Here is a 24,098-nt window from a genome sequence, read left to right on the forward strand (position 1 = left end):
CCTCCCTAGTTCGGTGGGTCGAAGCGGCCGTCGACGGCGGTCCAGCCGCCGTCGACTGCGAGGACGCTCCCGGTCACGAAGCTCGCCGCGTCCGAGGCGAGGTACACGACCGCGCCGGCGAGTTCACTCGGTTGGGCCCAGCGTCCCAGAGCACCCTTGCGCGCGTAGGCGTCGTACCAGCCCTGGTCGGCCTTGATCTGCGCGGTGAGTGGCGTTTCCACGACACCGGGGGCGATCGCGTTCGCGCGGACGCCCGACGGGCCGAGCTCGGCGGCCGCGGTGCGCAGCAACTGCACAAGACCGGCCTTGGTCGCGGCGTACACCGACTGCCCGGGCTCCACGGTCGTCCCGCGGATCGAGCTGAACCCGATGATGCTGCCGCTCCCCCGCTCGGCCATCCCCTTCCCGAACAAGCGCACCAACTGGAACGACGCCCGCAGGTTCAGCGACACCACCCGGTCGAACTCCTCACCGCTGTAGTCGAGGATCCGCTTCCGCACGTTCGTGGCGGCAGTGAACACGAGCACGTCCACCGGCCCGAGCGCGGCCACCGCCCGCTCGATCGCCGCATCGTCCAGCACATCCAGCTCGTACGCCGTGAGCTCGGTCCCGGCCGTCTCGCGGGCCGCGGCGAGATCGCGATCCGCACAGGTCACCCGCGCGCCGTGCGCCGCCAGCGCGAGCGCACTCTCGCGCCCGATCCCACTCCCCGCGCCGATCACCACCGCGTGCTTGCCGTCAAGCCGGAACAGGTTCGCGTAGTCGGTCACTGGGGCCACCTCCATCGACTTTGTGCACGAGATCCGTGGTCTGCGCCGCCTCCAGTGCGGATCCGGTGCACAAGGTCGGCCAGGCGACCGGACGCCGCGGTGGTCATGGGCGCGGGCGGATGATCGCCATCCGGGTCGTGGTGAGTTCTTCGATGGCGAAGCGCGGGCCTTCGCGGCCGATGCCAGAGTCCTTCACGCCGCCGTACGGCATCACGTCGGAGCGGAATCCAGGAACCTCGTTGATCACCACACCGCCGACGTCGAGCCGGTCGATCGCCGCGAACGCGGTCTCGAGCGACGACGTGAAGACACTCGCGTGCAGCCCGTACCGCGTCTCGTTCACGGCCCGCAGCGCGCCGTCGACGTCCGGCACCGACCGCACCGCGATCACCGGGCCGAAGATCTCCTCGTCCCACGCCGGCAACCCATCCGGTACGTCGGTCAGCACGATCGGCCCGAGCACCTCGCCGGGTGACTCGTAGGCGATCGACGCGCCGGCGTGCACCGCGTCGCCGACCCACTGCCGCACACGATCGGTCGAGGCGGGATTGATGAGCGCCGACACCCGCGTCTCCGGATCGCGCGGATCGCCCACGACCACACCAGGCAGGCGAGCCCCGAGTTTCGCCAGCAACTCTGGACGGATCGACTCGACCGCGATCACCCGTTGCACCGAGATGCAGGCCTGCCCGGAGGCGTAATACCCACCGCGGACGATCGCGTCTGCGGCAGCGTCCAGGTCGGCGTCCGCGGCGACGACCAGCGCGGAGTTCGACCCGAGCTCGAGGAGGGTCTTGGTGGGCGCGGCGTCGCGGGCGATCTGGTGGCCGACCGTGGCGGATCCGGTGAACGAGACCGCGCCGATCCGGCTGTCGGTGGTCAAGGTCGCGCCGACCTCAGGACCCCCGGTCACCACCTGCAGGGCACTCTCCGGCGCACCAGCTGTGCCAAGTGCGGAGCGCATCAGGTGTGCGAGCCAGAGCGTCGCAAGGGGCGTCTGCGGCGCCGGCTTCACGATGATCGGACAGCCGGCCGCGAACGCCGGGGCGATCTTGTGCGCCGCGAGCAGCAGCGGATAGTTGAACCCGGTGATCCCGACGACGACGCCGATCGGTTTCCGCACCCAGAAGCCCTGTAGGCCCTCACCACTCGGCAGCAGGTCGAGCGGCACGGTCTCGCCGTGCAGCCGGGCCACTTCTTCGGCCGCTGTCTCCAGCGTGAGCAACGTCCGGTCGATCTCGACCCGGCAGTCGACCAAAGGTTTGCCGGTCTCGAGCACCAACAGCTCTACGAACGCGTCCCGCTCCGCAAGCACGGCGGAATGCACACTCTGCAAGACATTGCGCCGCACGTACGACGGAAGTCGACCAACCGCCTCGCGGACCCCGACTGCGTGATCGAGCGCCGCCCGCGCGAGCTCGACGTCACCGACCGGCGCGTCGGCGACCGCGGAACCGTCGTACGGGAAGATCACCGGGGTCGTGGCCGGCGCCGCGATCCAGGACTCGCCGATCGGCAGGCCGCTGGGGAACTTCATGCTGGATCTCCCTTCGCGAGCAGGTCGGAGGTCGTCGCCCCGGAGAGCGCGCGCTGGAGCGTCGGGATCGCCGAGACCAGGCGCTGCGTGTACGGGTGCTGCGGAGCGGCGTACACGTCGCCGGTGTAGCCGGTCTCGACGATCTGGCCGGCGTTCATCACCGCCACCCGGTCGCAGACGTGCTTGACCACGGACAGGTCGTGCGAGACGAACACCAGCGTCAGGTCGAGCTCGTCGACCAGGTCCGAGATCAGGTTCAGCACCTGGGCACGGACCGAGACGTCGAGCGCGCTGACCGGCTCGTCCGCGATCAGGATCCGGGGGCGTGGCGCGAGGGCGCGGGCGATCGAGATCCGCTGGCGCTGGCCACCGGAGAACTGGTGCGGGTACCGGTCGCCGGCGTCCGCGGACAGGCCGACGGCTTCCAGCAGTTCGCGGACGCGCTCGCCGGACGCCGGGTGGCCCTGGACGACGAGCGGCTCGGCGATGATGTCGCGGACCCGCATTCGGGGGTCGAGCGAGCTCATCGGGTCCTGGAAGACGAGCTGGAGATTCTCCCGGAGGAACCGCAGCCGACGCTCCGGGAGGCGGGTGATGTCGGTGTCCTCGACGATCACGTGACCCGAGGTCGCGCGGTCGAGGGCGGCGATGATGCGCAGCAGCGTCGACTTGCCGCAGCCGGACTCACCGACGATGCCGAAGCGCTCGCCCTGCTTGACCTCCAGGCTCACGCCGCGGAGCGCGTGCACGACCGGCGCCGGCCGCAGTACCGAGGTGCGGGGACGCGGGTAGTCGCGGACGAGGTCGACCACCTGGATGGCGGTCGGGGCCTCGTCCATCGCGGTCGGGTCAGGCATCGGCGCTCCCGGCGGGGTGATTGCAGGCGAAGCCGTCGGTCCCCGAGCCGGTCCACTGCGGCATCTCCTCGCAGAGGGCGGTCGCGTGCGCGCAGCGGGTGCGGAAGACACAGCCGCTCGGGAACCGCCCAGCCGGTGGGACGTTGCCGGGGATCGTGGTCAGCCGGCGCGACGTGGTCTCCAGGTCGGAGGCCGCCAGCAAACCCTGGGTGTAGCGATGGCGGGGACGCGTGAACACCTCAGCGACAGGACCCGACTCGACGACGCGGCCGCCGTACATCACCAGGACTCGCTCGCAGACGGTGGCGACGACGGCGAGGTCGTGGGTGATGAAGAGGAGTGCGGACGACCGGTCGACGACCCCACGGACGATCAGGTCGAGGACGAGGGCCTGGACGGTGACGTCGAGCGCGGTGGTCGGCTCGTCGCAGATCAGCAGCGCCGGATCGTTGGCCAGGGCAAGGGCCAGTACGACGCGCTGGCGCTGGCCACCGGACAGCTGGTGCGGGTACGCCCTGGCTGTCTCGGGCGGCAGTTGGACGCGTTCGAGGAGCTCGGCGGCGGCCGTGCGTGCCGCGGGCTTGGTCTTCGTCTTGTGGATCAGCATCGACTCGGCGACCTGGTCACCGACCCGCATGGTCGGGTTCAGCGCGGTCATCGGCTCCTGGAACACCATCGCGATCTCCCGGCCGCGGACCCGGGACATCCGCCGTTCGTCGGCGTCGACCAACTCGTGGTCGACGCCCTCGACCCGCACCGAGCCGTCGGCGCGGACATCTTCCGGCAGCAGTCCGAGAATGCTCAGCGCGGTCAGCGACTTGCCCGACCCCGACTCGCCGATCAGGCCGACCCGCTCCCCCGCGCCGACCGTCAGGTCGACATCGGACACCAGTGCGGTGTCCCGCACGGACACCGACAACCCGCGCACCGTCAGTACGTCGGTCATCTGCGGTCCTCCAGCTTCGGATCGAACCGGTCGCGCAGACCGTCACCCAGCAGGTTGAACCCAAGGACCGCGATCGCGATCGCGAGACCCGGGAAGATCGCCAGCCGCGGCGCGCTGAACAAGAACTCCTGGCTCTCCTGCAGCATCCGCCCCCACGACGGCGTCGGCGGCGGCGTCCCGTACCCGAGGAACGACAACGCCGCCTCGGCCAGCACCGCGATCGCGAACGACACCGACGCCTGCACGGTGATCAGACTCGTCACGTTCGGCAGCACATGCCGTACGGCGATCGGCCACGGCTGCCGCCCCGCGGCCCGCGCCGCGAGCACGTACTCGGTCCGCATCACCTGCAACGCGCCACTGCGGATCACCCGCGCGAAGCTCGGCACCGAAGCGATGCCGATGGCAACCATCGCGGTCAGTGTGCCGGCCCCGAACACGGCACCGAACATGATCGCCAGCAGCAGCGCCGGGAACGCCAGCAACAGGTCGTTGGCACGCATGATGAACTCGCTCGGCCACCGCCGGACCATCGCCGCCAGGATCCCCAGCGGTACGCCGATCACGGCGGCGACGCCGACCGCGACGACCCCGACGAACAGCGTGGTCCGCGACCCGACCATGATCTGGCTGAGCACGTCCCGCCCGAACTTGTCGGTCCCGAACCAGTGCGACCACGAGGGCTTCAGCAACCGCGAGGCGGGAGTCACGAGCGTCGCGTCGTATGGCGTCCAGACGAAGGACAGCAACGCCATCAGCACGATCACGCCGACGATCACGCCGCCGACGACCAGACTCGGATTGAGCCGCTTCATCCTGCCGTCCTCAGTCGCGGATCGAGGGCGACGTACAACAGGTCGACGAGGAAGTTGACCAGCAGTACGGCGATCACGAGAACCATCACCACGTCCTGGACGAGCAGCAGGTCACGGTTCGAGACGCCGTCGAGCAGGAGGCTCCCGAGGCCCGGGATCACGAACACCCGCTCGACGACGACCGCGCCGATCAGCAGGGTCGCCAACTGCAGCCCGAGGACCGTCACGACGGGTACGGCGGCGTTCCGGAGGCCGTGTCTCCATAGGGCCTGGAACGGGCGGAGGCCTTTCGCGCGGGCGGTTCGCAGGTAGTCCTCACGCAGTACGTCGAGCACCGCACTGCGGACGTAGCGGGTCAGGACCGCGCCCTGGACGAGCCCGAGGGAGAGCGCGGGCAGGATCAGTTGCTTCAGGAACATCGCCGGATCCTGCGCCGGCGGCGTCCACCCGTTGGCCGGCAGCCACCCGAGCTTCACCGCGAACACCACGATCAACAGGATCCCGGCCAGGAACGCCGGTACGGCGACGCCGAGCTGGGAGACCGCGGACAGTGCGAGCCCGGAGACCTTGCGGTGCCGCGCCGCCATCACGGTCCCCGCCGGCACCGCGACCAGCAGCGCGACGATCATGCCTGCGACGACGAGCCACAGCGTCACCTGCAGGCGGTCGAACACCTGCGGACCGATCGCCACCTTCGAGACGTACGACGTTCCGAGGTCACCGTGCAGCAGTCCGCCGAGCCAGTCGAAGTACTGCGTGGGTAGCGGCCGGTCGAGGCCGAACTGCCGCCGCAGTTCGGCCACCGCCGCGTCGGAGGCGTTCACGCCGAGCGCGACCCGGGCCGGGTCCCCGGGCAGCACCGCCATGAACGCGAAGACCAGCACCGAGCTCACCACGAGACTGACCAAGAACACTCCCGCGCGCTCGATCAGGCGGAGAATCATCGCGCGAGCTTGGAGAGATCGAAGTTCTCGGTGATCGCGTTGGTCGGCAGGCCCTTGATGTCCTTGTCCGCGACCACCAGGTTCGGCAGCAGGAACAGCCAGTCACCCGCGGCCTGCTCGGACAGCCGCCGGGCCGCCTTCTTCATGTTGTCGACCTGCGCGGCCTCGTCGCCGCTGTCCGCCGCGGCGAGGTAGCCCTGCAGCGTCGGGTCGTCGTACCGGGTGTAGTACTTCGCGTTGAAGACCGCACCAAGGTCACGCGGTTCGACGTGCGCGATGATCGACATGTCGTAGTCGGCGTTCTTGAAGACCGTGGTCAGCCACGCCGCCGGGAACTCGAGTTGGTCGATCGTCACCTTCAGCCCGGCCTGCTCCAGCTGGCTCTTCACCACCTGGCCGCAGGATGTCGCGTAGGGCAACGTCGGCAGCCGGAGCCGGAGCGTCTTCCCGGCCGCGCCCGACGCTTGCAGCAACGACTTCGCCTTGGCCAGGTCGTACGGCGCGATTCCGGTGAGGTCCTCGTACCACGGGTCGGTCGGCGGGACCATGCTGCCTATCAGCTTGCCGCGGCCGGCCCAACAGGTGTCCAGCAGTGCCTTGTGGTCGATCGCCATCCGGATCGCCTGCCGCGTCCGGAGGTCCTTGAACACCGGGGCCGCGTTGTTGAACGACAGCAGTACCTCGCCGTTCGTCGTCCCTTCGATCACCTGGTACTTCGTGTTGCTGGTGAACTGGCTCAGGGCCTCCGGAGCCTGCACGGTGCCGATCACGTTGATCGTGCTGGTGAGCAGCGCGTTGTTCAGCGCGGTCGCGTCCTTGAAGTACTTCAGCGTGATCTGCTGGAAGAACGGCTTGCTGCCCCAGTAGGCGTCGTTGCGAACCAGGACGATCGAGTCGCCGCGGTTCCACTTCGAGAACTTGTACGGCCCGGTGCCGATCGGGGCGGTCGCGAGCGCGCTGACGCCGCTCTCCGAGAACATCGCGCCGATCCGGGTCGTCATCCGGAACAGCCAGTCGTTGCTCGGCTTGGCGAGCGTCACCTGCAGCTGGGTCGGGGACAAAGCCTTCGCCTGCGCGACGACATCCATCGCCGACTTCAGCGACGTCGTCCATGCGGTCTTCACCCGGTTGATGCTGAACACGGCGTCGTTCGCGGTGAACTGCTTGTCGTCGGTGAACTTCGCGTTGTCGACCAGGTCGAACGTGTAGGTCTTGCGGTCCGGCGACACCGTCCACGACTTCGCCAGGGACGGCACGATCTTGCCGGAGTCGTCCTGCTTGACCAGCGTCTCGTAGATGTTGCCGAGCAGCACCTGCGGGATCGCGGCACCGTCGGTGGTGGTGAAGTCCAGGCTGGCCGGTTCCGCGACCAGGCCGATCGACAGGTTCTGGTCACCACCCGGGGAGCTGCCGGACGACGTACCGGATCCGGCCGAACAGGCGGTGACGGCCAGCAGCGCCGCCGCGGCGAATGCGGCCGCACGGGTGGGAAACTTCACGCGAACTCCTCCAGTGCCTCGGACTGTCGCCGCATTCTGACGAGCCACCCCCGCCGGACCGGCACCGGCCACGCCGGTACGGCAGACTTCGCCGTCCAGCTGTGACTGGTCAGACCAGTGGACTAGGTATCAGTGGGCCACTAGGTTTGTCGCACCACACCGCTCTGTCAAGGCGAATGGGGGCGCATCGGATGCCAGACACTCCGCAGGGCAGCTCGCAGGGCGCGGCAGCGGCGAGTTCGCAGGGCGATTCTCAGCGCAGCTCGCCGGGCGCGGCGCCGGGTCCGCGGTTCGAACCGGTGCAGCCCGTACGCGCTTACCAGCGGATCGTCGAGCAGGTGGAGGACGCGCTCGCCCGCGGCACCCTGACCCCCGGTCAGCGGCTGCCGAGCGAGCGGGAACTGGTCGCGCAGTTCGCGGTCAGCCGGTCGACCGTCCGCGAGGCGCTGCGGGTGCTGGAGAGCAACGGCGTGGTCCGCTCCCGGCCCGGCGATCCGAACGGTCCAGAGGTGCTGCCGTTCTCCCAGACCGGGCTGCGCAAGCAGATGGTCCGGCTCGCCCGGGTCGACGAGCTGACCCTGAGCGAGCTGATCGGCTTCCGGATGATCATGGACGGCGCCGCCATCCAGGTCGCCTCCCGGCTGCGGACCCCCGAGCAACTGGACGAGCTCGAGGCGACACTGGTCGCGATGCGGGACGCGATCGACGTCGACTTCGACGCGTTCAGCCAGGCCGACCTCGCGTTCCACGAGCTGATCGCGCGGATCAGCCGGAACTCACTGATCGAGACCTGCAACGAGGTGGTGCGCGGCGTCGTTCTCGGCCTGATCTCCGACAAGATCGCGCACGCGCCGAACAGCCGCGCGCTGATGCTGGAGTCGCTGCACCACCACGCCGAGGTCGTCGACGCGATCCGGGCCGGCGACGGTCACGCCGCGGCCCGGCTGGCCCGGCAGAACATGTTCGACTACTACGCCGGGTACGTGCCCGACTCCGAGCAGGAAACCTTGCGGGCGCTCGTAGAGGACTGACGAAGACCGTGGCATCCTGACGGGATTCGGGGTTCACTGCCGTGGGGGGCACTGCGTGAGCAAACCTGCGATTCTCACCGTCGACGACGATCCGATGGTCTCCGCGGCCATCTCCCGGGACCTGCGTCGCAGGTACGGCGACGACTACCTGGTGGTGCGCGCGACCTCGGGCGACCAAGCGCTCGCCGCGCTCACCAAACTCGCCCTGCGCGGCCAGCCGATCGCGCTGATCGCCACCGACCAGCGAATGCCCGCGATGACCGGTATCGAGCTGCTCGAACGCGCCCGCGAGCACGCCCCGACCGCGAAGTACCTGCTGCTGACGGCGTACGCCGACACCGAGGTGGCGATCCGGGCGATCAACGACATCGGCCTCGACTACTACCTGCTGAAACCCTGGGACCCGCCCGAGGACCAGCTGTTCCCGGTCGTCGACGACCTGCTCGGCGACTGGCAGCACGCCAACCCCGAGCACACCTCCGACGTCCGCGTGATCGGCAACCGCTGGTCCGACCGCGCGCACGACATCAAGACCTTCCTCGCGCGCAACCACGTCCCGTACCGCTGGTACGACGTCGATCGCGACGCCGAGGGCACGCGCCTCAAGGACCTTGCCGGCGCCACGGATACCGACCTGCCACTGATCCTCACCCCGGAGGGTGAGACACTGCGCTCCCCCGCCGTCCTCGACCTCGCGTCCGCGCTCGGCCTGCGTACCCGGGCCGAGCAACCGCTGTACGACGTCTGCATCGTCGGCGGCGGCCCCGCCGGACTCGCCGCCGGCGTATACGCCGCGTCCGAGGGCCTGAGCACCGTGATCGTCGAGCGCGAGGCGCCCGGCGGCCAGGCCGGTCTGAGTGCCGCGATCGAGAACTACCTCGGCTTCCCGCGCGGACTCACCGGGTCGGATCTCGCCCAGCGCGCGGTCGCCCAGGCGTCCAGGTTCGGCGCCGAGATGGTGCTCGCCCGGTCGGTCGTCGGTGTCGAGGCGCGCGGTCCGGTACACGCCGTACTGCTCGAAGGCGCCGGCGAGATCGAGGCCCGCGCGCTGATCGTCGCGACCGGCGTCTCGTACCGCAGCCTGGACGTCGACGGCCTCGGCGACCTGACCGGCCGCGGCGTGTACTACGGCGCGACCGCCAGCGAAGCGAGCCAGGTCCAGGGCGACGAGGTGTACATCGTCGGCGCGGCGAACTCGGCCGGCCAGGCGGCTCTCAACCTCGCCCGCTACGCCAAGCGGGTCGTCCTGCTGGTGCGCGGCACGTCGCTGGAGAGCTCGATGTCGCGGTACCTGGTCGACAAGATCAGCAAGGCGACCACGATCGAGGTGCGCTGCCGGACCGAGGTGACCGGCTGCCGCGGCGACGACCATCTCGAAGGGCTGACGCTGACCGATCGCACCACCGGCCGGGTCGAGGAGGTGCCGGCGAGCTGGCTGTTCATCTTCGTCGGCGCGATCCCGCACACCGACTGGCTCGGCGAAGCGGTCGCCCGCGACGCCAAGGGGTTCGTCGTCACCGGGCCGGACCTGGTCACGCTCGGGCGGTGGCCGCTGGCGCGGACGCCGTACGCGTTGGAGACCAGCGTGCCGGGGGTGTTCGCGGCCGGTGACGTCCGGCTCGACTCGATGAAGCGGGTCGCCTCCGCGGTCGGCGAAGGCGCCATGTCGATCTATCTCGTCCACCGCTACCTTGCGACCGTCTGATGCGCGCCGCGGACCTGCGCGACATCCCGCTGTTCGCGGGCGTGACCGACGCGCAGCTCGAGGAGCTGGTCGCCGGGAGTACCGCCGTACCGATCGAGCTCGGCACGGAGCTCTTCCACGAGGGTGAGCCGGCCGACTTCTGGTGGGTACTCGTCGACGGCGCGATCGCGCTGCACCGCAAGATCGGCCGCGAGGACACCGTGCTGGGCAAGATGGACCTCCCCGGCCGCTGGGCCGGCGGGTTCCGCGCCTGGGACGAGCACGGTGTCTACCTGGCCAGCGGCCGCGGGGTCGCGGAGGGCCGGGTCCTGCGGGTTCCGGCCGACCTCCTGCGGGAGCGGATCGACGCCTGGTTCCCGCTCGCCGGGCACCTGATCAAGGGCGTGTACGGGACCGCCCGCGCGATCGAGTCGACGGCCCGGCAACGCGAGTCGCTGATCACGCTCGGCACCCTGGCGGCCGGGCTCGCGCACGAGATCAACAACCCGGCCGCGGCCGCCGCGCGCTCGGTCAGTGCGCTCGACACCGCCTGCGTCGCGCTGCTGTCGGCGTTGCGCCGGCTCGCGGAAGGCGACGTGACCGCCGCGCAGTTCAGCGCGCTCGACGAGCTGCGCCTCGAGCTCGGCTCCGGTACGGCGGCACCGGACCCGGTCGATCTCGCCGACCAGGAGAACCTGATCTCCGACTGGCTGGACGACCGTGGCGTCGGGCAGTCGTGGTTCATCGCGCCACCGCTCGCCGCGGCCGGTGCGACCACCCAATGGTGTGAGCGCGCCACCGACGTACTCGGAGACGCGTTGGAGCCGGGTCTGGCGTGGGTGGCCAGCACGCTGTCCGTGGCGACCCTGCTCGGAGAGGTCAAGGAGTCGACGCGGCGGATCACCGAACTGGTCGCCGCGGTCCGGTCGTACTCGCAGATGGATCGCGGCTCGATCCAGACCATCGACGTGACCGAAGGCATCGAGAGCACGCTGGTGATGCTCGGGCACAAACTCCGCGACGGCGTCGAGGTGGTCCGCTGGTACGGCGCCGACGTACCCCGGATCGACGCGTACGCCGGGGAGCTCAACCAGGTGTGGACGAACCTGATCGACAACGCCGTCGACGCGATGAACGGCGCCGGCACGTTGCGGATCGCCACCCGGACCGAGGACGACCGGATCGTCGTCGAGATCACCGACACCGGCGCGGGGATGCCGCCCGAGGTCGCGGCGCGCGCGTTCGAGCCGTTCTACACGACCAAGGACGTCGGCAAGGGCACCGGTCTCGGGCTCGACATCGCGCAGCGGATCGTGGCCGAACACCACGGCGGCACGATCGGCATCACCTCACGGCCCGGTGAGACGACGCTGCAGGTGCGGTTGCCGCGGCAGCCGCCCGGCTGATCGGTACCCCTGGGGACAACGACAGGGGAGAACGACAGGAGGTAGCGCCGGTCTGCCAGGAGTCCGCCCACTCCGGCGTCGCACTACCTCCCGCCGTTCGGCACCGGCCTCAGGTGTCGTGCTCGAGGATGCGGACCCTCGGCACCTTCAGCAGCTTGCGGGCCTTGACGATCCAGTCCGAGCACAGGAAACGCGCGGCGGTCTCGGGCCAGGCCACCACCACGACGTCCTGACTGCCGGTGGTCTTCACCATCTGCATCAGGGCGAGCAGCACCTCGCCGTGAGTGATGGAGACATTGACCGGACGGCCACTCGCCATCCGGAGCTGGCGGGAACTGTGCTCGATCACCGAGGCGAGATCGACATCCGGGTCCGCGAGGGTCGCGGTCGGTGTTCGGCTGGGCGCCGGCGGGCTGACCCGCGCCGACGGGCCGGTGGCCGAGCCGACCACGGACGCCGAGCCGGTGAGACCGGCGACGTCCGCGAACGACGAGCCGAGCAGCGCCATCGGGCCGCCGAACCCACGCTCCGGATGGCTGGAGACCAACAGGTGGTACTCCACGGATTCTTCGAGCCTTGCGTGCAGGGCGGCAACGCGGCGCGCGTCGCCCTCGCTCATCTCCCGCTCGATGAGCACCACCACGTCGTACGTCATGCGTGGCTCCCTTCGCAGTCACTTCCGTTGTACTCCTGCGCCGGACCACGCCAAAGGACGCCCCGCGCGTCCGTCACGGAATTGTCAAAGTCCTCTCAGGTTCTCCCCAGACTCGCCCGACCGCAGGTGCAAGGACCGCTCAGGCCGCGCCGACGCCGGCGTGGGCGCGGCTGTCCGGCGCCAGCACGGCCAGCAGTTGCGGCGCGTCGAGCAACCTGAGACTCGCGCCGTCCAGCAGGCGCGGATGCAGCGCGTACACTTCCGCCCCCGGTCGTGGGGCGATGTCACCGGCGAGCACCGCGACGAAGTCGGACCGGTGTGCGGCGTCCTCGTCCCAGCGCCGGTCGGGCTCGCGACGGGCGATCACCCGGCGCGCGAAGGTCGCCAGGTCCTCGGCGGGGTCGCGCAGGTAGCCGACCACGGAGCCGTCGGCGCACCGGACCGCGATCTCGTTGGTGCGCGCCGCGGCGTGCCAGCAGCACAACTCCCACAGGCTCACCCGGTCGCCCGCGCCGTGGACCTCTTCGAGCGTTGCGGCCATCAGCCCGAGCTGACCGCCGTACCGCGCGATGTTGTGGCCATAGCCGGCCGCGCCGAGATTCACGTCGTACCAGCGGAGCTCCTTGGTCTGCAGGTCGACGCCGAACGGCATCAGGATCTTCGCCGGGCCGGACAGGTCGAACCGGTCCGTCACCGCGGCCGGGTCGAACAGTCCATGTGGTTGCCGCATCACCCCAACGATCCCGCGCTCCAACTCCTCGAACGGTACGTCGTTGTAGCTGAACACCACCGGGAGCAGATAGCGACCGCCGACCCGGCGCACCGCGCGCAGATCGATGTCCACGAACTCCGTCGACCCGGCCGGCCCGGGCGCCGACGTCAGGTCGCCGGAATGCACCAGCGCGTCCTCGTCGAAGCGCAGCCGGGTGTAGTCGCAGAGACCCGCGAACCCCCACTCCTCGTCGAACACCGCGACCGAGAGATCGAGATCGACCCGGCGGCCGCGCGGCTCGACCCAGTGCAGGAACAACCGCAGCAACTCGTCCTGCGGGATCGGCACCGCACTCCCCCGTGTCATCCGCAGCATGCTCGCCGAGGAGGTCCGCTCCGAACCGGGCGCGGCCAGCCGGGACAGCTCCTCGTCCAGGAACGCGCGCCGGCACCGTGGCAGATCCGTTGCCCGCCGCAACATTTCGTTGGTGAGCGCACCGGCGAGCTCGGTGCTGAGCTCGGCCGGCAACGGCTCACGATCGTCGACGGACGTCCAGATCCGGGTGGTGCCGCCGCGCGGAAAGAACAACCGCAGATCGCCCGGCGGAGTCCGCAACTGACCCAGCGCCGCCGTCACGACCGCGGGCGACACGTCCGAGACCACTGTCGTCAGGGCATCGACGAGCGCGGCATGCTGCTCGGGCGGCAGGGCCCGCGCAAGGTGCACCAAGCGGCGCACCAACTCGCCCGGACGCTGACCCAGCAGGTCGAGCGCCTGCTCAGGCCGCCCGGACGCGAAGGCCCCTTCGACCCGCGCGGCGTAGGTGCTCATCACCAGCCGCCCGCTCTCGACCCGGACCAGCGGATGCCGCGACGCCTCGCCGGCGACCGCCCGCCCCGCCGCGGTCGCCAGGTCCAGATCGGTACGGCGCAGGATCGCGAACGCCAGCGCGGCGACCGGGAACCGGGTCGCGAACTCGAACGGGTGCAGGTTCTCCCCGATCCGCTTCCAGGCGCGCTCGTGGCGCAGCATGTCCTCGACCAAGGTCTCGACCGGGAACCGGTCCAGCCGACCCAGCACCAGCCGCCGTGTTGCCCGAGGCAACGACGCGCGCCGGGCCGGCGGCGTCCGCAGACCGGGATCGGCATCCATCAGCGCGTAGACCACCCGCAGTACGTCGGTCGCGGTCGTGGCGCGCTCGATCAGGCCCGGATCGTCGGCGAGGAAATGCGCGAGCACCAGCGCCCTGGTCTCCCGGACGGGGATTTCGTCCGGCAGCCAGGCCGGGGTCGAACCGTGCAGCAACACCTGCAGATCCGCACGATCCGCAGCGGACAACGGCGCGCGCCGAGCCAGCAGCCCGTCGATGGTCTGGCGCAGCGAGTCGGCTGTCGCGAGCGAGAGCAGACGCAGCCGCTCCGAGCGGACATGGGCCGGCTGCTCCTCGGCCGCGGGCGGCTTGAGGAACGGGTCGTCCGGGTCGATCCGCCGCAGGCACAGCGGGCAGGCGCTGAGGTCGCTGCCGTCCCAGCAGGTGCGGCAGACCAGATGCGCGCACGGCGAGACCGCGTGCACAGAGGTGGTGTCGCCGCAGAGCACACAGGGCTGCTCGGGCTCCTGCAGCAGGCGGGCGAAGACGCGGTTCACGTAGAAGGTCTCGGTGTTACCCGGGACGCTCTCCGGGAAACCGCGGAACAGCGGGGTGTGTTCGGCGCCGTGACCGGACTCCGAATCCAGCAGGCCGAGCAGCGTCGTGCCGAACCCGGCGAGTGCGGGAGCCGCCAGCGCAGCGCAGTACCGGTAGAGGCCGACGGAGAGCAGGAAGCCGCGCTGGATGAGGTCGGCCTGGAGAGCGGACAGACCGGCCTGGATGGTGAGTGGGCGGCGCAGCCACTGCCAGGCGGAACGCCGGACCGGTGGAGTCAGCGCCGGGGCGTCGACGAGCCGGCGGCGGCGCAGCAGAATCGCGGCCCGCGGGTCCGCTGACAGGTCCGGCATGGCGTCTCCCCCTTGGGCGCTCGCGTCATCGACGAAGGCGCCAGGGGCGGAGAGCGGACGCGCTACTTGGCCTGGTGAAGGAGAAGGAAGCACGTCCAGGAGCCGCCCCTGGCACTGAGAACGCTACTGGGAGCCACCGACAGTTCCGGCGGGAACGGGCCGGATCGGCCCGACAAAGAAGAGCTCCGGTAGCAGGGTCGGGGCCGCCCCGCCCAGACCCCGCTACCGGAGATCTCCAGAGTAGAGCGTTCATCCAAAGAGCGCGCCACCGGGTCCCCCGATCCGGCTCGAACTGGCACAGATGCGCCGCAGGCAAACCCTTGAACCACCCTTCGACACCCTCTTCGTCACAGCCGGGAGGTGTCGGGCCACAGAATGTGGTTACGGTCGTTGGTATGTCGGTTGGGGTGAGCGAACGGGCGCGGTGGCGCGACGTCTTCGGGCACGGTGAGTTCCGCGCGCTGTTCCTGGCCGGAGTGCTGTCGGTGGCCGGCGACCAAGTCGCCCGCGTGGCCCTGTCGGTGCTGGTCTTCGACCGGACCGCGTCCGCCGGACTGACCGCGATCACCTACGCGCTGACGTACGTACCGGATCTGCTGTTCGGGCCGTTGCTGGCCGGGATCGCCGACCGGTTCCCCCGCCGGGGCGTCATGATCGTCACCGACCTGGCGCGGGCGATTCTCGTTGCAGCCATGGCGATCCAGGCGTTGCCGCTGATTGCGGTGATCCTGCTGCTGCTCGCGTTGCAGGCGTTCGGCTCACCGTTCAACGCGGCACGTGGAGCGACGCTGCCCGCCGTACTGCCGGGTGATCACTACGTCCTCGGCAAGGCCGCGAACGACATGGTCGTGCAGTTCAGCCAGGTGCTCGGCTTCGGTTTCGGCGGCGCCGTGGTGGTCGCCGTCGGTACCTCCGGCGGCCTGCTGCTCGACGCGGCGACCTTCCTCCTGTCGGCCGCGCTGATCGCTTTCGGCGTCCGAAAACGGCCTGTTCCGACAAGTGGCACAGATGCGCCATCCAGCGGCTACCTGACCGACTTGAAGTCCGGCATCACACTCGTCGCCCGTACGCCGCAACTCCGCGCGCTCGTCTTCCTGGCCACGATCGCCGGGTTCTACGTGACCGTGGAGGGCCTGGCCGTCCCGTATGCACACCAGATCGGCCACGGCACGACAGCTGCGGGCATCCTGCTGGCTGCCAGTCCGGCCGGTTGTGTGCTCGGGATGTGGCTGATCACGCTGTGGACGCCGGAGCGACGGCTGCGGCTGATCGGACCGCTAGCGGTCGCAGCCTGTCTCCCACTGGTGTTCTCCGTGCTCCAGCCGGGGCTGGCCGTCACTGTCTGTCTCTGGGCACTGTCCGGAGCCGCGTCGGCGTACCACCTGCCGACGAGCGCTGCCTTCATCCAGGCAGTGCCCGATCACCAACGGGGCAAGGCATTCGGCGTGGCCGGTACAGCGCTGAAAGGCAGCCAGGGCCTCGGCATTCTGCTCGCCGGCGTGCTCGCGGAGCCGTTGGGCGCCGCGGACGCACTCGCTGTGACCGGTGCCGCCGGTGCAATACTGGCGGCCCTGGCGGGCGCCGCCTGGGCGCGCGCCCGCCGAATCGGCGGCGATTCCGGAAATCCCGGTACGGCAAATTCTCCGGCTCCCGGGTTTAACTCGTGACCGAGTTCTCCGGAATGTAAGACACAGGTAAAGATTTACCTTCCGTCACCAATCGTTGCCCTGTGCGGCGGTCTTCGGCGCGAACCAGTCGTTACCTCCGGTGAACCAGTCGTTGCCACCGCCGGTGAACCAGTCGTTACCCCCGGTGAACCAGTCGTTCCCGCCGCGGAACCAGTCGTTGCCGCCGGTGAACCAGTCGTTGCCGGTGCTGTTGACGCGCGCTGCCTTCTGCATGATTTCTCGACCCTTCTAGTGACCAACTGGTGGAATACCCCGACCATCGGGGTGACCTGACGTGAACAGGTCGTTACTATGAACGCATAACCGCTCAGATCGACTGTGTGTGAGGCTCAAATGATTCTGATCGGTCGGAGCAGTTGGGGGCCACCCCGGCAATGGAAGCTCTGGTCGTTACCGAGGTCCGCGCTGGCTTATGTGCTGGCGATTGACGTGATTGCGGTGACGATTACCACACTCGCGGTGCGGAGCACGCTCAGCGGGCCGAATTCCGGCGTCCGGCACTCGGAGTGGGTGGCGTTCGTGGTGCTCGCCGTCGCCTCGACCCTGCATCTGGAGTGTGCCCGCGGAATCGAGCGCCGACGCGAGATGGCGGCGAATACTTCGCCGCACACGAATCTGAAGTGCCTGTGGATCTTCGCGGCCCTGCTGCTGCTCCCGCTGTCGCTGGTCATTCCGTTGGTCGTGCTGGCCTACGCCTACTCGTGGTTCCGCGTGTACGGCCGGACCGTCGCACACCGCAAGGTCTTCTCCACCGCGACCTACATCCTGGCCAGCGCCGCCGCTGCCGCCGTACTGCGCGCAGGTGGTCTGCTGACCGAGCCACGGGTGCCGACCGGCTTCTGGTCGTTGCTGGTCGTCCTGGCGGCCGCCGCGACCTGGTGGCTGGTGAACTACGCGCTGGTGATCGGCGCGATCATGCTGTCGTCTCCCGAGGCCACCGCGCGAGAAGCGCTCGGTGAGCTGTCGGACCAGCTCGTCGTGTGCGCCGGCCTCGGGCTCGGCGTGGCGATCGCCGCGGTGCAATCGTCGTACCCGTGGGTCGTTCCGGTGCTCATGGTGACGGTGCTGGCGCTGCACCGCGATCTGCTGCTTCCGCAGTACCAGCGCGCGGCGGGGACGGATTCGAAGACCGGTCTGGCCACCTCGTCGTACTGGGCGAGCGCAGTGCCCGCAGAGCTCGCCCGCGCGGACACGCTGCGCAGCACTGTGGGTCTGCTGATGCTGGATCTGGACAAGTTCAAGGAGATCAACGACACCTACGGTCACCCCGCGGGTGACGAGGCGCTGCGTGCTGTCGGTGCGGGCATCCGTGCGGAGGTCCGGCAGGGCGATCTGGTCGCCCGGGTCGGTGGTGACGAGCTAGCGGTGCTGCTGCCGGGTGCGTCCGAGAGCGAGGTGCTCGAGATCGCGGAGCGGATCCGCGAGCGGCTAGTGGGCCTCACGGTCGCAGTCAGTACGACGAACGGCGGGACTGCCGCGATCACCGGCGTACCGGCTTCGTTCGGTACGGCGATCTACCCGCACGTCGCGTCGACCATGGATCAGCTCATCCTTGCCGCTGACGACGCACTGCTGACGGCCAAGCGGTCCGGGCGCAATCAGATCGTCGCCGCCCGCCCGAACCCGCCGGCCGTCATGGATCACGTGGAGCAGCCGGAGCAGTCCGACCAATCGGTCACCGACTGACGCTGATCAGCGCTTTCCCACGGAGGGTGCGGTTCTCCAGCGCCCGGTGCGCGTCGGCGACGTGGTCGAGGTCGTAGACCTGGTCGACGACCGGTTTGAGATCGCCTGCGACCGCACGGGCGATCACGGCGGCGCCGGTGACCGTCGTGGTCGTCGTGTCGGCGCGGAGGTCCATGATGCCTTTCACCGTAACGCCGCGGCGCTCGGCTTCGGCCGGGTCGAAGGTGGCGAAGCCGCCGCTCGGCGCACCGTGGGCCGAGAACCATCCGCCGTCCTTCACCACCGTGAACGCAGCCGCGCCCAGCTCGCCACCCGCGCCCTCGAACACGATGTCGACGCCGTTCGTGGCTTCGAGCGCCAGCTTCTCCCACCCCGGCTTTCCGTAGTCGATCAGTACGTCGGCTCCCTGCGCGCGGCTGAGCTCCAGCTTCTGCTCGCCTCGCGCGGCCGCGATGACCCGTGCTCCGGCCCGATGTGCCAGCTGGATCAGCAGGAGACCCATGCCGCCGGCGGAGGCTGTGACGAGTACGTCCTTGCCGGCCATCGGTGGCGCGAGCTCCTCGAGCATGAGGGCGGTGAAGCCGTCGCCGTACACCGCGACCGCCGTCTGCACGTCGAGCTCGGGCGGCACCTCGACCAGGTCGGTGGAGGTCAGGGCCAGCTCGGCATGGCCACCGAAACCGATCGTGCGGCCGACGACCGTCTTGCCGATCCAGTCCACCGGTACGCCGGGACCAACCGCGCGGACCCGCCCGCCGACCGTGCTGCCGGGCACGTACGGCGGCTCGACGTCGAAGAACTGGCCGTGCCGGCCGCGGCGGATGGCGGTCTCGACGAAGATGATGTCGGCGGTCTGGACCTCGACGAGGACCTGCCCCTCGGCCGGCACGGGATCCGGCAGGACACGGGTCTCGATCACGTCGGGGCCGCCGAACGCGGTGACTACTGCTGCACGCATATCTGAACTCTTTCTCGTCGTTGCTTCGGTGGTCCGAGACTGCAACCTCAACGTTGGTTCAGGTCAAGCACGGGACTGTCGGCGGTCCGGCGTACTGTGCAGGGCATGCTCGACGCCGTCTTCGTCCCCGCCGACCCGCCCCGCGCGGGGCGGCTGGCGCTGTACGGCGACCTGCCGGCCGCGGGCGAGACGGCGGACGGGACGGTGGACCTGGTCCTCCCGCGCGGCAGCACCGTCCGACGTACGACGGTCCCCGCCCGCCTGCTGCGCATCGACGAGGTCCTGACCCGGCTGACCGCCGCCGATGAGACCGACGGTGCGGCGGAGGGGGCAGGGAGTTGGGACGCTTGGCGGGCGGCTGGGCTTGCCGGGCTGGTGTTGATCGGGCGTGGGCGCCTGGTCCCGGATCGGAGTCCGGAAGGGTACGCCGCTTGGCGGGTCGCGCCCCTCGATCCACTCGACCGCGCCTGGCTGCGCAACCTGAGCGCCGCAATGCCGGCGTACGGGCATGCACTCCCGATCGAAGGCACTCGGCCGGTGCGGCTGGTCGACCCTGAGCAGCTCGTCCGCGCGTTCTGGGACGCGCTCGCCGACTCATTGGTCCGCACCCCCGCCGCAGCCGTCGCCACCCGCCCCGGCGCTTCCCCCTTCGCAGCCCTCGACCCCACTCCCCTCCCCGGCCCGACAACCTGGCTGGAGGAAACCGCCCTGGCCGAACAAGCCGGCGCCCGCCTGGTCCTCCGCATCGAACCGCCCGGCTCATCCGACGAGGATGACGAAGTGGGTGATGTGGAGAGTTTTCGGGCGGTGTTGCAGTTGCGGAGTGGCGTGGATCCGAGTTTGTTGGTGGATGTCGCGGACCTGTGGAACGCCCCCGCCGCCGTCCTCACCGCGCTCGGGGAACGTGCCGAGACCGACCTCCTGCTCGCTCTCCGCCGCGGCGCGCGGGTCTGGCCGCCGCTCGGTTCCGCGCTGCGCGACGCGGCCCCTGAAGAGGTCCCGATCGACGACGAAGCGCTGGAGGAGCTCGCCGAAGGCAGCACCGCCCTCGAAGGCGCCGGCATCGAGGTCCTCTGGCCGACCGAACTCTTCGCCGGCGAACTCGCTGTCCGCGGCACCGTCGCCACACCGACCCCCGGCGCGATCACCGGCCCCGATTTCAGCCTGAACGACCTTGTCGCGTTCCGCTGGCGCCCGACCCTCGACGGCGCGGACCTGACAGAGGCCGAGGTTGCCGCGCTGGCCGAGGCGAAGCGCCCGATGATCCGGATGCGCGGCCGATGGATCCGCGTCGACCAGGACGTCGTCCGCAGACTCCGCGCCGGCACTACCCGCGAACTCACCGGCGCAGAAGCGCTCGGAGCCGCCCTGACCGGGACCATCGACATCGACGGCGAGCTCGTACCGTTCGACGCCGACGGTTCGCTCGCCGCGATGCTGACCCGGCTCCGCGCAGCCGAGGAGCCGGCCCCGTTCACCGACCCCATCGGCCTCCGCGCGACCCTCCGCGACTACCAGCGCCGCGGCGTCGCCTGGATGGCGCAGCTCGCGAACCTCGGCCTCGGCGGATGCCTCGCCGACGACATGGGTCTGGGCAAGACGATCCAGGTGATCGCGCTGCACCTCCAGCTCGAGCGCCGCGGCCCCACGCTGGTCGTCTGCCCGTCGACCCTGCTCGGCACCTGGGAGCGCGAGTTCGAGCGATTCGCCCCCGGCGTACCGACCCGGCGCTACCACGGTGCCGGCCGCACCCTCAGCGACCTGGCCCCGGACGAGGTCGTGCTCACGACGTACGGCGTCGTACGTCAGGACCACCGTCTGCTCAGTGAGGTGGCGTGGGGCCTGGCCGTCGCGGACGAGGCGCAGCACGCGAAGAACCCGCTGTCGCGCACCGCCCGCGCACTCCGGACGTTGCCGTCAGCAACCAGAATCGCGCTGACCGGCACCCCGGTGGAGAACCGGCTCTCCGAGCTGTGGTCGATCCTCGACTGGTCCGCACCAGGTCTGCTCGGGACCCTCGATCGCTTCCGCCACGACGTCGCGGTACCCGTGGAGCGGTTCCACGACGAGGAGGCGACCGCGCGGCTCGCCCGGGTCACGCGACCGTTCCTGTTGCGCCGCCGCAAGAGCGATCCGGGCATCGCCCCCGAGCTGCCGCGGAAGTCCGAGCGCGACGTCGTCGTACCGCTCACCACCGAGCAGGCCACGCTGTACCAGGCAGTCGCGAAGGAGACGCTCGCGAAGATCGAGTCGGCCGAGGGCATCGCGCGGCGCGGGCTGGTGCTGAGTCTGCTCACGCAGCTGAAGCAGGTCTGCAACCACCCGGCACAGTTCCTGCACGAGCCTGGCCCGCTGGAGCGGCGCTCGGGCAAGCTCGCCGCGCTCGACGAGCTGCTCGACGTGATCCTGGCCGAGGGCGAGTCGGTGCTGATCTTCAGTCAGTACGTCGAGATGTGCCGCCTGATCGAGGCGCATCTGGCGGCGCGGCAGGTCAAGTCGTTGTTCCTGCACGGTGGGATCGGGGTGCGGAAGCGCGAGCAACTCGTCGAGCAGTTCCAGTCCGGTGAGGCGCAGGTGTTCCTGCTGTCGCTGAAGGCCGGCGGGGTCGGTTTGACGCTGACGCGGGCGACGCACGTCGTGCATTACGACCGCTGGTGGAATCCGGCGGTCGAGGATCAGGCGACGGACCGTGCGTACCGGATCGGTCAGGACCGGCCGGTGCAGGTCCATCGCCTCGTCACCGAGAACACACTCGAGGACCGCATTTCGACGGTGATCAACGCGAAGCGCGACCTCGCCGACGCGGTCGTCGGGTCCGGCGAGGCGTGGTTGAGCGAGCTGTCCGACGCGGAGCTGACCGAGCTGGTCGAGCTGTCGACCGGTCCGGCCAAGTCGGGGTCGGCGAGTGCGTACAACCCTTCTGCTGTTGGGAAATCCGATGCCTGACGAGGACCGGGTGCCCTGGCAGACCTGGCGACGTACGGGCGAGGACGCGGGGTTGCCCGCGGCCAAGGGACCGGGCAGCCGGCGGTCGTTCGGAGCGACGTGGTGGGGGCGCGCGTGGTTGGAGGCGCTCGAGCAACGGGCCCGGCTGGATCCGGGGCGGCTGTCGCGGGGACGGTCGTACGCACGGCGCGGCAGTGTGCTGGAGCTGACGGTCAAGCCTGGCGAGGTCGAGGCAGTCGTCCAGGGCAGCCGCGTCACGCCGTACCAGGTGACGGTGCGGGTCCAGGCGTTCGGGAGTGCCGAGTGGGACGCCGTACTCGCCATCGTGTCGGCGCAGATCGGGCGGGTCGCGGCGTTGCTCGACGGCGAGCTGCCGCCCGAGGTCGTGGACGACGTCCGCGCCGCTGGGTTGGACCTGCTGCCCGGGGCTGGTGAGGTTCTGACGCACTGCACGTGCCCGGATTTCGCCGTACCGTGCAAGCATTCCGCGGCCGTTTGCTACCTGATCGCCGATGCGCTGGACGACGATCCGTTCGCCCTCCTGCTCCTCCGCGGCCGCCCCAAGGACGAGCTCCTCACCAGCCTCCGCTCCCGCCGCGCCGCATCCACGACCGCACCCTCAACGTCACCACCCCGCACCCCCGCCCCACCCGGCATCCCAGCCATAGCCGCCTTCGCCCGCCACCTCTCCACACCCCCAGCACCTACCACCTCCACGTCAGCCGACCCACCCATCGCGCCGACAGCACCAGCCGGCGAACCAGCATCACCCAGCGACCCCACCGGCAAGCCGAAGCCAGCCAGCGGACCAAATGACGAGCCCGCGTCACCCAGCGGCGAGCCCGGGTTAGTCGGCGGGTCGAATGGCGAGAACGGGTCAGTCGGCGGGTCGAATGGCGAGAACGGGTCGGGCCGCGAGCCCGGGCCAGCCAGCCGAGCAAGCGGCGAGCCCGAATCGGCCACTCGAGCAAGCGGCGAGCCCGGGTTAGTCGGCGGGTCGAGCGGCGAGCCTGGGGCAGTCGGCGGGCCGAATGGCGAGCCCGGGTCGAGCGGCGAGCCCGGGTCGAGCGGCGGGTCGCATGGTGAGAACGGGTCGAGCGGTGAGCCGGGGGCAGGGGGCGGCGCTGTGCGGCGGGTTGCTGGTGTGGTTCCGGTGCCGACCCCGCCGCGGCCTCTCGCCGCGCCTGGCGTGCCGGCGGCGGTGCAGGTCCTGGATCCACCGCGCTCGTCCGGCGTCGACGTACGTGATCTCGTCGCGCTCGCAACCGACGCCGCCCGCCGAGCCTGGGAGCTCGCCTCCGGCGACGGCGACGGCGGCCTCACGCTGACGTTCGAGCAGGACCTCGCCCGCCGAGCAGCCGACGTCCTCGGTACGCCGACCCTCGCCGACCTGGCGCACCGCGCCGGCATCTCGGCCCGCCAACTCACCACCTGGGCCACCGCCTGGCGCCAAGCCGGCCCCGGCGGCCTCGCCGTGACCGTCGACCCACCCCACGACGTCACCCCAGAAGCCCTAGCCGAAGCCCTGGAAGTCCTCCCGACCGCCACGACCGAAGCCAACCGAGTCACCACCGGCAAACTCCAACTCCGCCTCGGCCACGACAACCTCTGGTACCGCTTCGACCAGCAGTTCAACGACTGGACCCTCACCCGCCCACCCGCCCCAAACCCCCAAGACCTCCTCTAAGCTCCCCGGCACGCGCCAAACCCTCAGCTCCCGCAGCGGCCGCACCACCCGCACCACCCGCACCTCGCGCACCGCCATCGGCACCAGCCACCCGCCACATCCCCCGAATCGGCCGTCATCCGTCAGCGTCAGCCGTCAGCCGTCGGGACTGCGGACCCCCAACGGTGTCTGTACACAGGCAATACCAGGTCCCCAGACCCCATTCCCTGTCCGCAGTCACCACCAGCGGCGGCCGCAGGACGTCATACGCGCCGACACACACCGCAGGTGAGCTCGCAC

General features: G+C 70.1%; 18 protein-coding genes. 7 read left to right on the top strand and 11 right to left on the bottom strand.

Going from position 1 to position 24,098, the window contains the following annotated elements; translation table 11 throughout:
• Positions 1-5 precede the first annotated feature (5 nt).
• The 7 genes from ACFYRH_RS19310 to ACFYRH_RS19340 all read right to left on the bottom strand — a co-directional run bounded on the left by ACFYRH_RS19310 (position 6) and on the right by ACFYRH_RS19340 (position 7,368).
• Entirely contained in the window at positions 6-770 is a 765-nt protein-coding gene (locus ACFYRH_RS19310) for an SDR family NAD(P)-dependent oxidoreductase (protein ID WP_387776529.1), read from the bottom strand.
• Positions 771-873: 103 nt separating this feature from the next.
• Entirely contained in the window at positions 874-2,307 is a 1,434-nt protein-coding gene (locus tag ACFYRH_RS19315; RefSeq protein ID WP_387776532.1) for an aldehyde dehydrogenase family protein, read from the bottom strand.
• On the bottom strand, positions 2,304-3,164 hold the full coding sequence (locus tag ACFYRH_RS19320; RefSeq protein WP_387776535.1) for an ATP-binding cassette domain-containing protein: 861 nt from the start codon (positions 3,162-3,164) through the stop codon (positions 2,304-2,306). The genes ACFYRH_RS19315 and ACFYRH_RS19320 overlap by 4 nt, the downstream gene beginning before the upstream one ends.
• The gene (locus ACFYRH_RS19325) at positions 3,157-4,110 is read right to left on the bottom strand and encodes an ABC transporter ATP-binding protein (RefSeq protein WP_387776538.1); all 954 of its coding nucleotides are present in this window, start codon (positions 4,108-4,110) and stop codon (positions 3,157-3,159) included. Before ACFYRH_RS19325 ends, ACFYRH_RS19320 begins: the two co-directional genes overlap by 8 nt.
• Positions 4,107-4,925, bottom strand: a complete 819-nt coding sequence (locus tag ACFYRH_RS19330; protein WP_387776541.1) for an ABC transporter permease — start codon at positions 4,923-4,925, stop codon at positions 4,107-4,109. The genes ACFYRH_RS19325 and ACFYRH_RS19330 overlap by 4 nt, the downstream gene beginning before the upstream one ends.
• Positions 4,922-5,869, bottom strand: a complete 948-nt coding sequence (locus tag ACFYRH_RS19335) for an ABC transporter permease (RefSeq protein WP_387776544.1) — start codon at positions 5,867-5,869, stop codon at positions 4,922-4,924. Before ACFYRH_RS19335 ends, ACFYRH_RS19330 begins: the two co-directional genes overlap by 4 nt.
• On the bottom strand, positions 5,866-7,368 hold the full coding sequence (locus ACFYRH_RS19340; RefSeq protein WP_387776547.1) for an ABC transporter substrate-binding protein: 1,503 nt from the start codon (positions 7,366-7,368) through the stop codon (positions 5,866-5,868). Before ACFYRH_RS19340 ends, ACFYRH_RS19335 begins: the two co-directional genes overlap by 4 nt.
• 191 nt (positions 7,369-7,559) lie before the next feature.
• On the opposite strand from ACFYRH_RS19340, the gene ACFYRH_RS19345 reads away from it, so the two are divergent.
• From ACFYRH_RS19345 to ACFYRH_RS19355, 3 genes are read left to right on the top strand one after another with little or no spacing between them, the layout of a single operon-like run.
• Entirely contained in the window at positions 7,560-8,399 is an 840-nt protein-coding gene (locus ACFYRH_RS19345; protein ID WP_387776550.1) for a FadR/GntR family transcriptional regulator, read from the top strand.
• A 55-nt stretch (positions 8,400-8,454) separates the two neighbouring features.
• Entirely contained in the window at positions 8,455-10,104 is a 1,650-nt protein-coding gene (locus ACFYRH_RS19350; RefSeq protein ID WP_387776553.1) for an FAD-dependent oxidoreductase, read from the top strand.
• Positions 10,104-11,489, top strand: coding sequence for a sensor histidine kinase (locus ACFYRH_RS19355; protein ID WP_387776556.1), 1,386 nt, complete (start codon positions 10,104-10,106; stop codon positions 11,487-11,489). Before ACFYRH_RS19350 ends, ACFYRH_RS19355 begins: the two co-directional genes overlap by 1 nt.
• Before the next feature lie 109 nt (positions 11,490-11,598).
• On the opposite strand, the gene ACFYRH_RS19360 is transcribed toward ACFYRH_RS19355, so the two are convergent.
• Entirely contained in the window at positions 11,599-12,144 is a 546-nt protein-coding gene (locus ACFYRH_RS19360; protein ID WP_387776559.1) for a hypothetical protein, read from the bottom strand.
• 139 nt (positions 12,145-12,283) lie between these two features.
• Positions 12,284-14,854: an MXAN_6230/SCO0854 family RING domain-containing protein gene (locus ACFYRH_RS19365; protein ID WP_387776562.1), complete on the bottom strand. Its 2,571-nt coding sequence runs from the start codon at positions 14,852-14,854 to the stop codon at positions 12,284-12,286.
• A 395-nt stretch (positions 14,855-15,249) separates the two neighbouring features.
• On the opposite strand from ACFYRH_RS19365, the gene ACFYRH_RS19370 reads away from it, so the two are divergent.
• Positions 15,250-16,521 carry an MFS transporter gene (locus ACFYRH_RS19370; protein ID WP_387776565.1) on the top strand — a complete coding sequence of 424 codons (1,272 nt, stop codon included), beginning with the start codon at positions 15,250-15,252 and terminating at the stop codon, positions 16,519-16,521.
• 45 nt (positions 16,522-16,566) lie between these two features.
• Here ACFYRH_RS19370 and ACFYRH_RS19375 read toward each other — a convergent pair whose 3' ends face one another.
• On the bottom strand, positions 16,567-16,755 hold the full coding sequence (locus ACFYRH_RS19375; protein ID WP_387776567.1) for a DEAD/DEAH box helicase: 189 nt from the start codon (positions 16,753-16,755) through the stop codon (positions 16,567-16,569).
• Positions 16,756-16,980: 225 nt separating this feature from the next.
• Here ACFYRH_RS19375 and ACFYRH_RS19380 point away from each other — a divergent pair, with 225 nt between their 5' ends.
• Positions 16,981-18,228, top strand: a complete 1,248-nt coding sequence (locus tag ACFYRH_RS19380) for a diguanylate cyclase (protein WP_387776570.1) — start codon at positions 16,981-16,983, stop codon at positions 18,226-18,228.
• Here the strand turns inward: ACFYRH_RS19380 and ACFYRH_RS19385 are convergent.
• The gene (locus ACFYRH_RS19385) at positions 18,218-19,186 is read right to left on the bottom strand and encodes a zinc-binding dehydrogenase (protein WP_387776573.1); all 969 of its coding nucleotides are present in this window, start codon (positions 19,184-19,186) and stop codon (positions 18,218-18,220) included. The two genes, ACFYRH_RS19380 and ACFYRH_RS19385, sit on opposite strands and share 11 nt — an antisense overlap.
• A gap of 105 nt (positions 19,187-19,291) precedes the next feature.
• Here ACFYRH_RS19385 and ACFYRH_RS19390 point away from each other — a divergent pair, with 105 nt between their 5' ends.
• Together ACFYRH_RS19390 and ACFYRH_RS19395 are read left to right on the top strand one after the other, a co-directional pair.
• Complete coding sequence (locus ACFYRH_RS19390) at positions 19,292-22,132, top strand: DEAD/DEAH box helicase (RefSeq protein ID WP_387776576.1); 2,841 nt, start codon at positions 19,292-19,294, stop codon at positions 22,130-22,132.
• Complete coding sequence (locus ACFYRH_RS19395; protein WP_387776579.1) at positions 22,125-23,819, top strand: SWIM zinc finger family protein; 1,695 nt, start codon at positions 22,125-22,127, stop codon at positions 23,817-23,819. The genes ACFYRH_RS19390 and ACFYRH_RS19395 overlap by 8 nt, the downstream gene beginning before the upstream one ends.
• Positions 23,820-24,098 lie beyond the last annotated feature (279 nt).

Origin of the sequence: Kribbella sp. NPDC004875 (assembly GCF_042873375.1) — a bacterium.
GTDB lineage: Bacteria > Actinomycetota > Actinomycetes > Propionibacteriales > Kribbellaceae > Kribbella.

Coding starts and splice junctions, on each gene's coding strand:
- ACFYRH_RS19315 (WP_387776532.1), bottom strand. CDS start 2,307: ATGAAGTTCCCCAGCGGCCTGCCGATCGGCGAGTCCTGGATCGCGGCG.
- ACFYRH_RS19365 (WP_387776562.1), bottom strand. CDS start 14,854: ATGCCGGACCTGTCAGCGGACCCGCGGGCCGCGATTCTGCTGCGCCGC.
- ACFYRH_RS19385 (WP_387776573.1), bottom strand. CDS start 19,186: ATGCGTGCAGCAGTAGTCACCGCGTTCGGCGGCCCCGACGTGATCGAG.
- ACFYRH_RS19345 (WP_387776550.1), top strand. CDS start 7,560: ATGCCAGACACTCCGCAGGGCAGCTCGCAGGGCGCGGCAGCGGCGAGT.
- ACFYRH_RS19370 (WP_387776565.1), top strand. CDS start 15,250: ATGTCGGTTGGGGTGAGCGAACGGGCGCGGTGGCGCGACGTCTTCGGG.
- ACFYRH_RS19355 (WP_387776556.1), top strand. CDS start 10,104: ATGCGCGCCGCGGACCTGCGCGACATCCCGCTGTTCGCGGGCGTGACC.
- ACFYRH_RS19375 (WP_387776567.1), bottom strand. CDS start 16,755: ATGCAGAAGGCAGCGCGCGTCAACAGCACCGGCAACGACTGGTTCACC.
- ACFYRH_RS19330 (WP_387776541.1), bottom strand. CDS start 4,925: ATGAAGCGGCTCAATCCGAGTCTGGTCGTCGGCGGCGTGATCGTCGGC.
- ACFYRH_RS19320 (WP_387776535.1), bottom strand. CDS start 3,164: ATGCCTGACCCGACCGCGATGGACGAGGCCCCGACCGCCATCCAGGTG.
- ACFYRH_RS19325 (WP_387776538.1), bottom strand. CDS start 4,110: ATGACCGACGTACTGACGGTGCGCGGGTTGTCGGTGTCCGTGCGGGAC.
- ACFYRH_RS19390 (WP_387776576.1), top strand. CDS start 19,292: ATGCTCGACGCCGTCTTCGTCCCCGCCGACCCGCCCCGCGCGGGGCGG.
- ACFYRH_RS19395 (WP_387776579.1), top strand. CDS start 22,125: ATGCCTGACGAGGACCGGGTGCCCTGGCAGACCTGGCGACGTACGGGC.
- ACFYRH_RS19335 (WP_387776544.1), bottom strand. CDS start 5,869: ATGATTCTCCGCCTGATCGAGCGCGCGGGAGTGTTCTTGGTCAGTCTC.
- ACFYRH_RS19360 (WP_387776559.1), bottom strand. CDS start 12,144: ATGACGTACGACGTGGTGGTGCTCATCGAGCGGGAGATGAGCGAGGGC.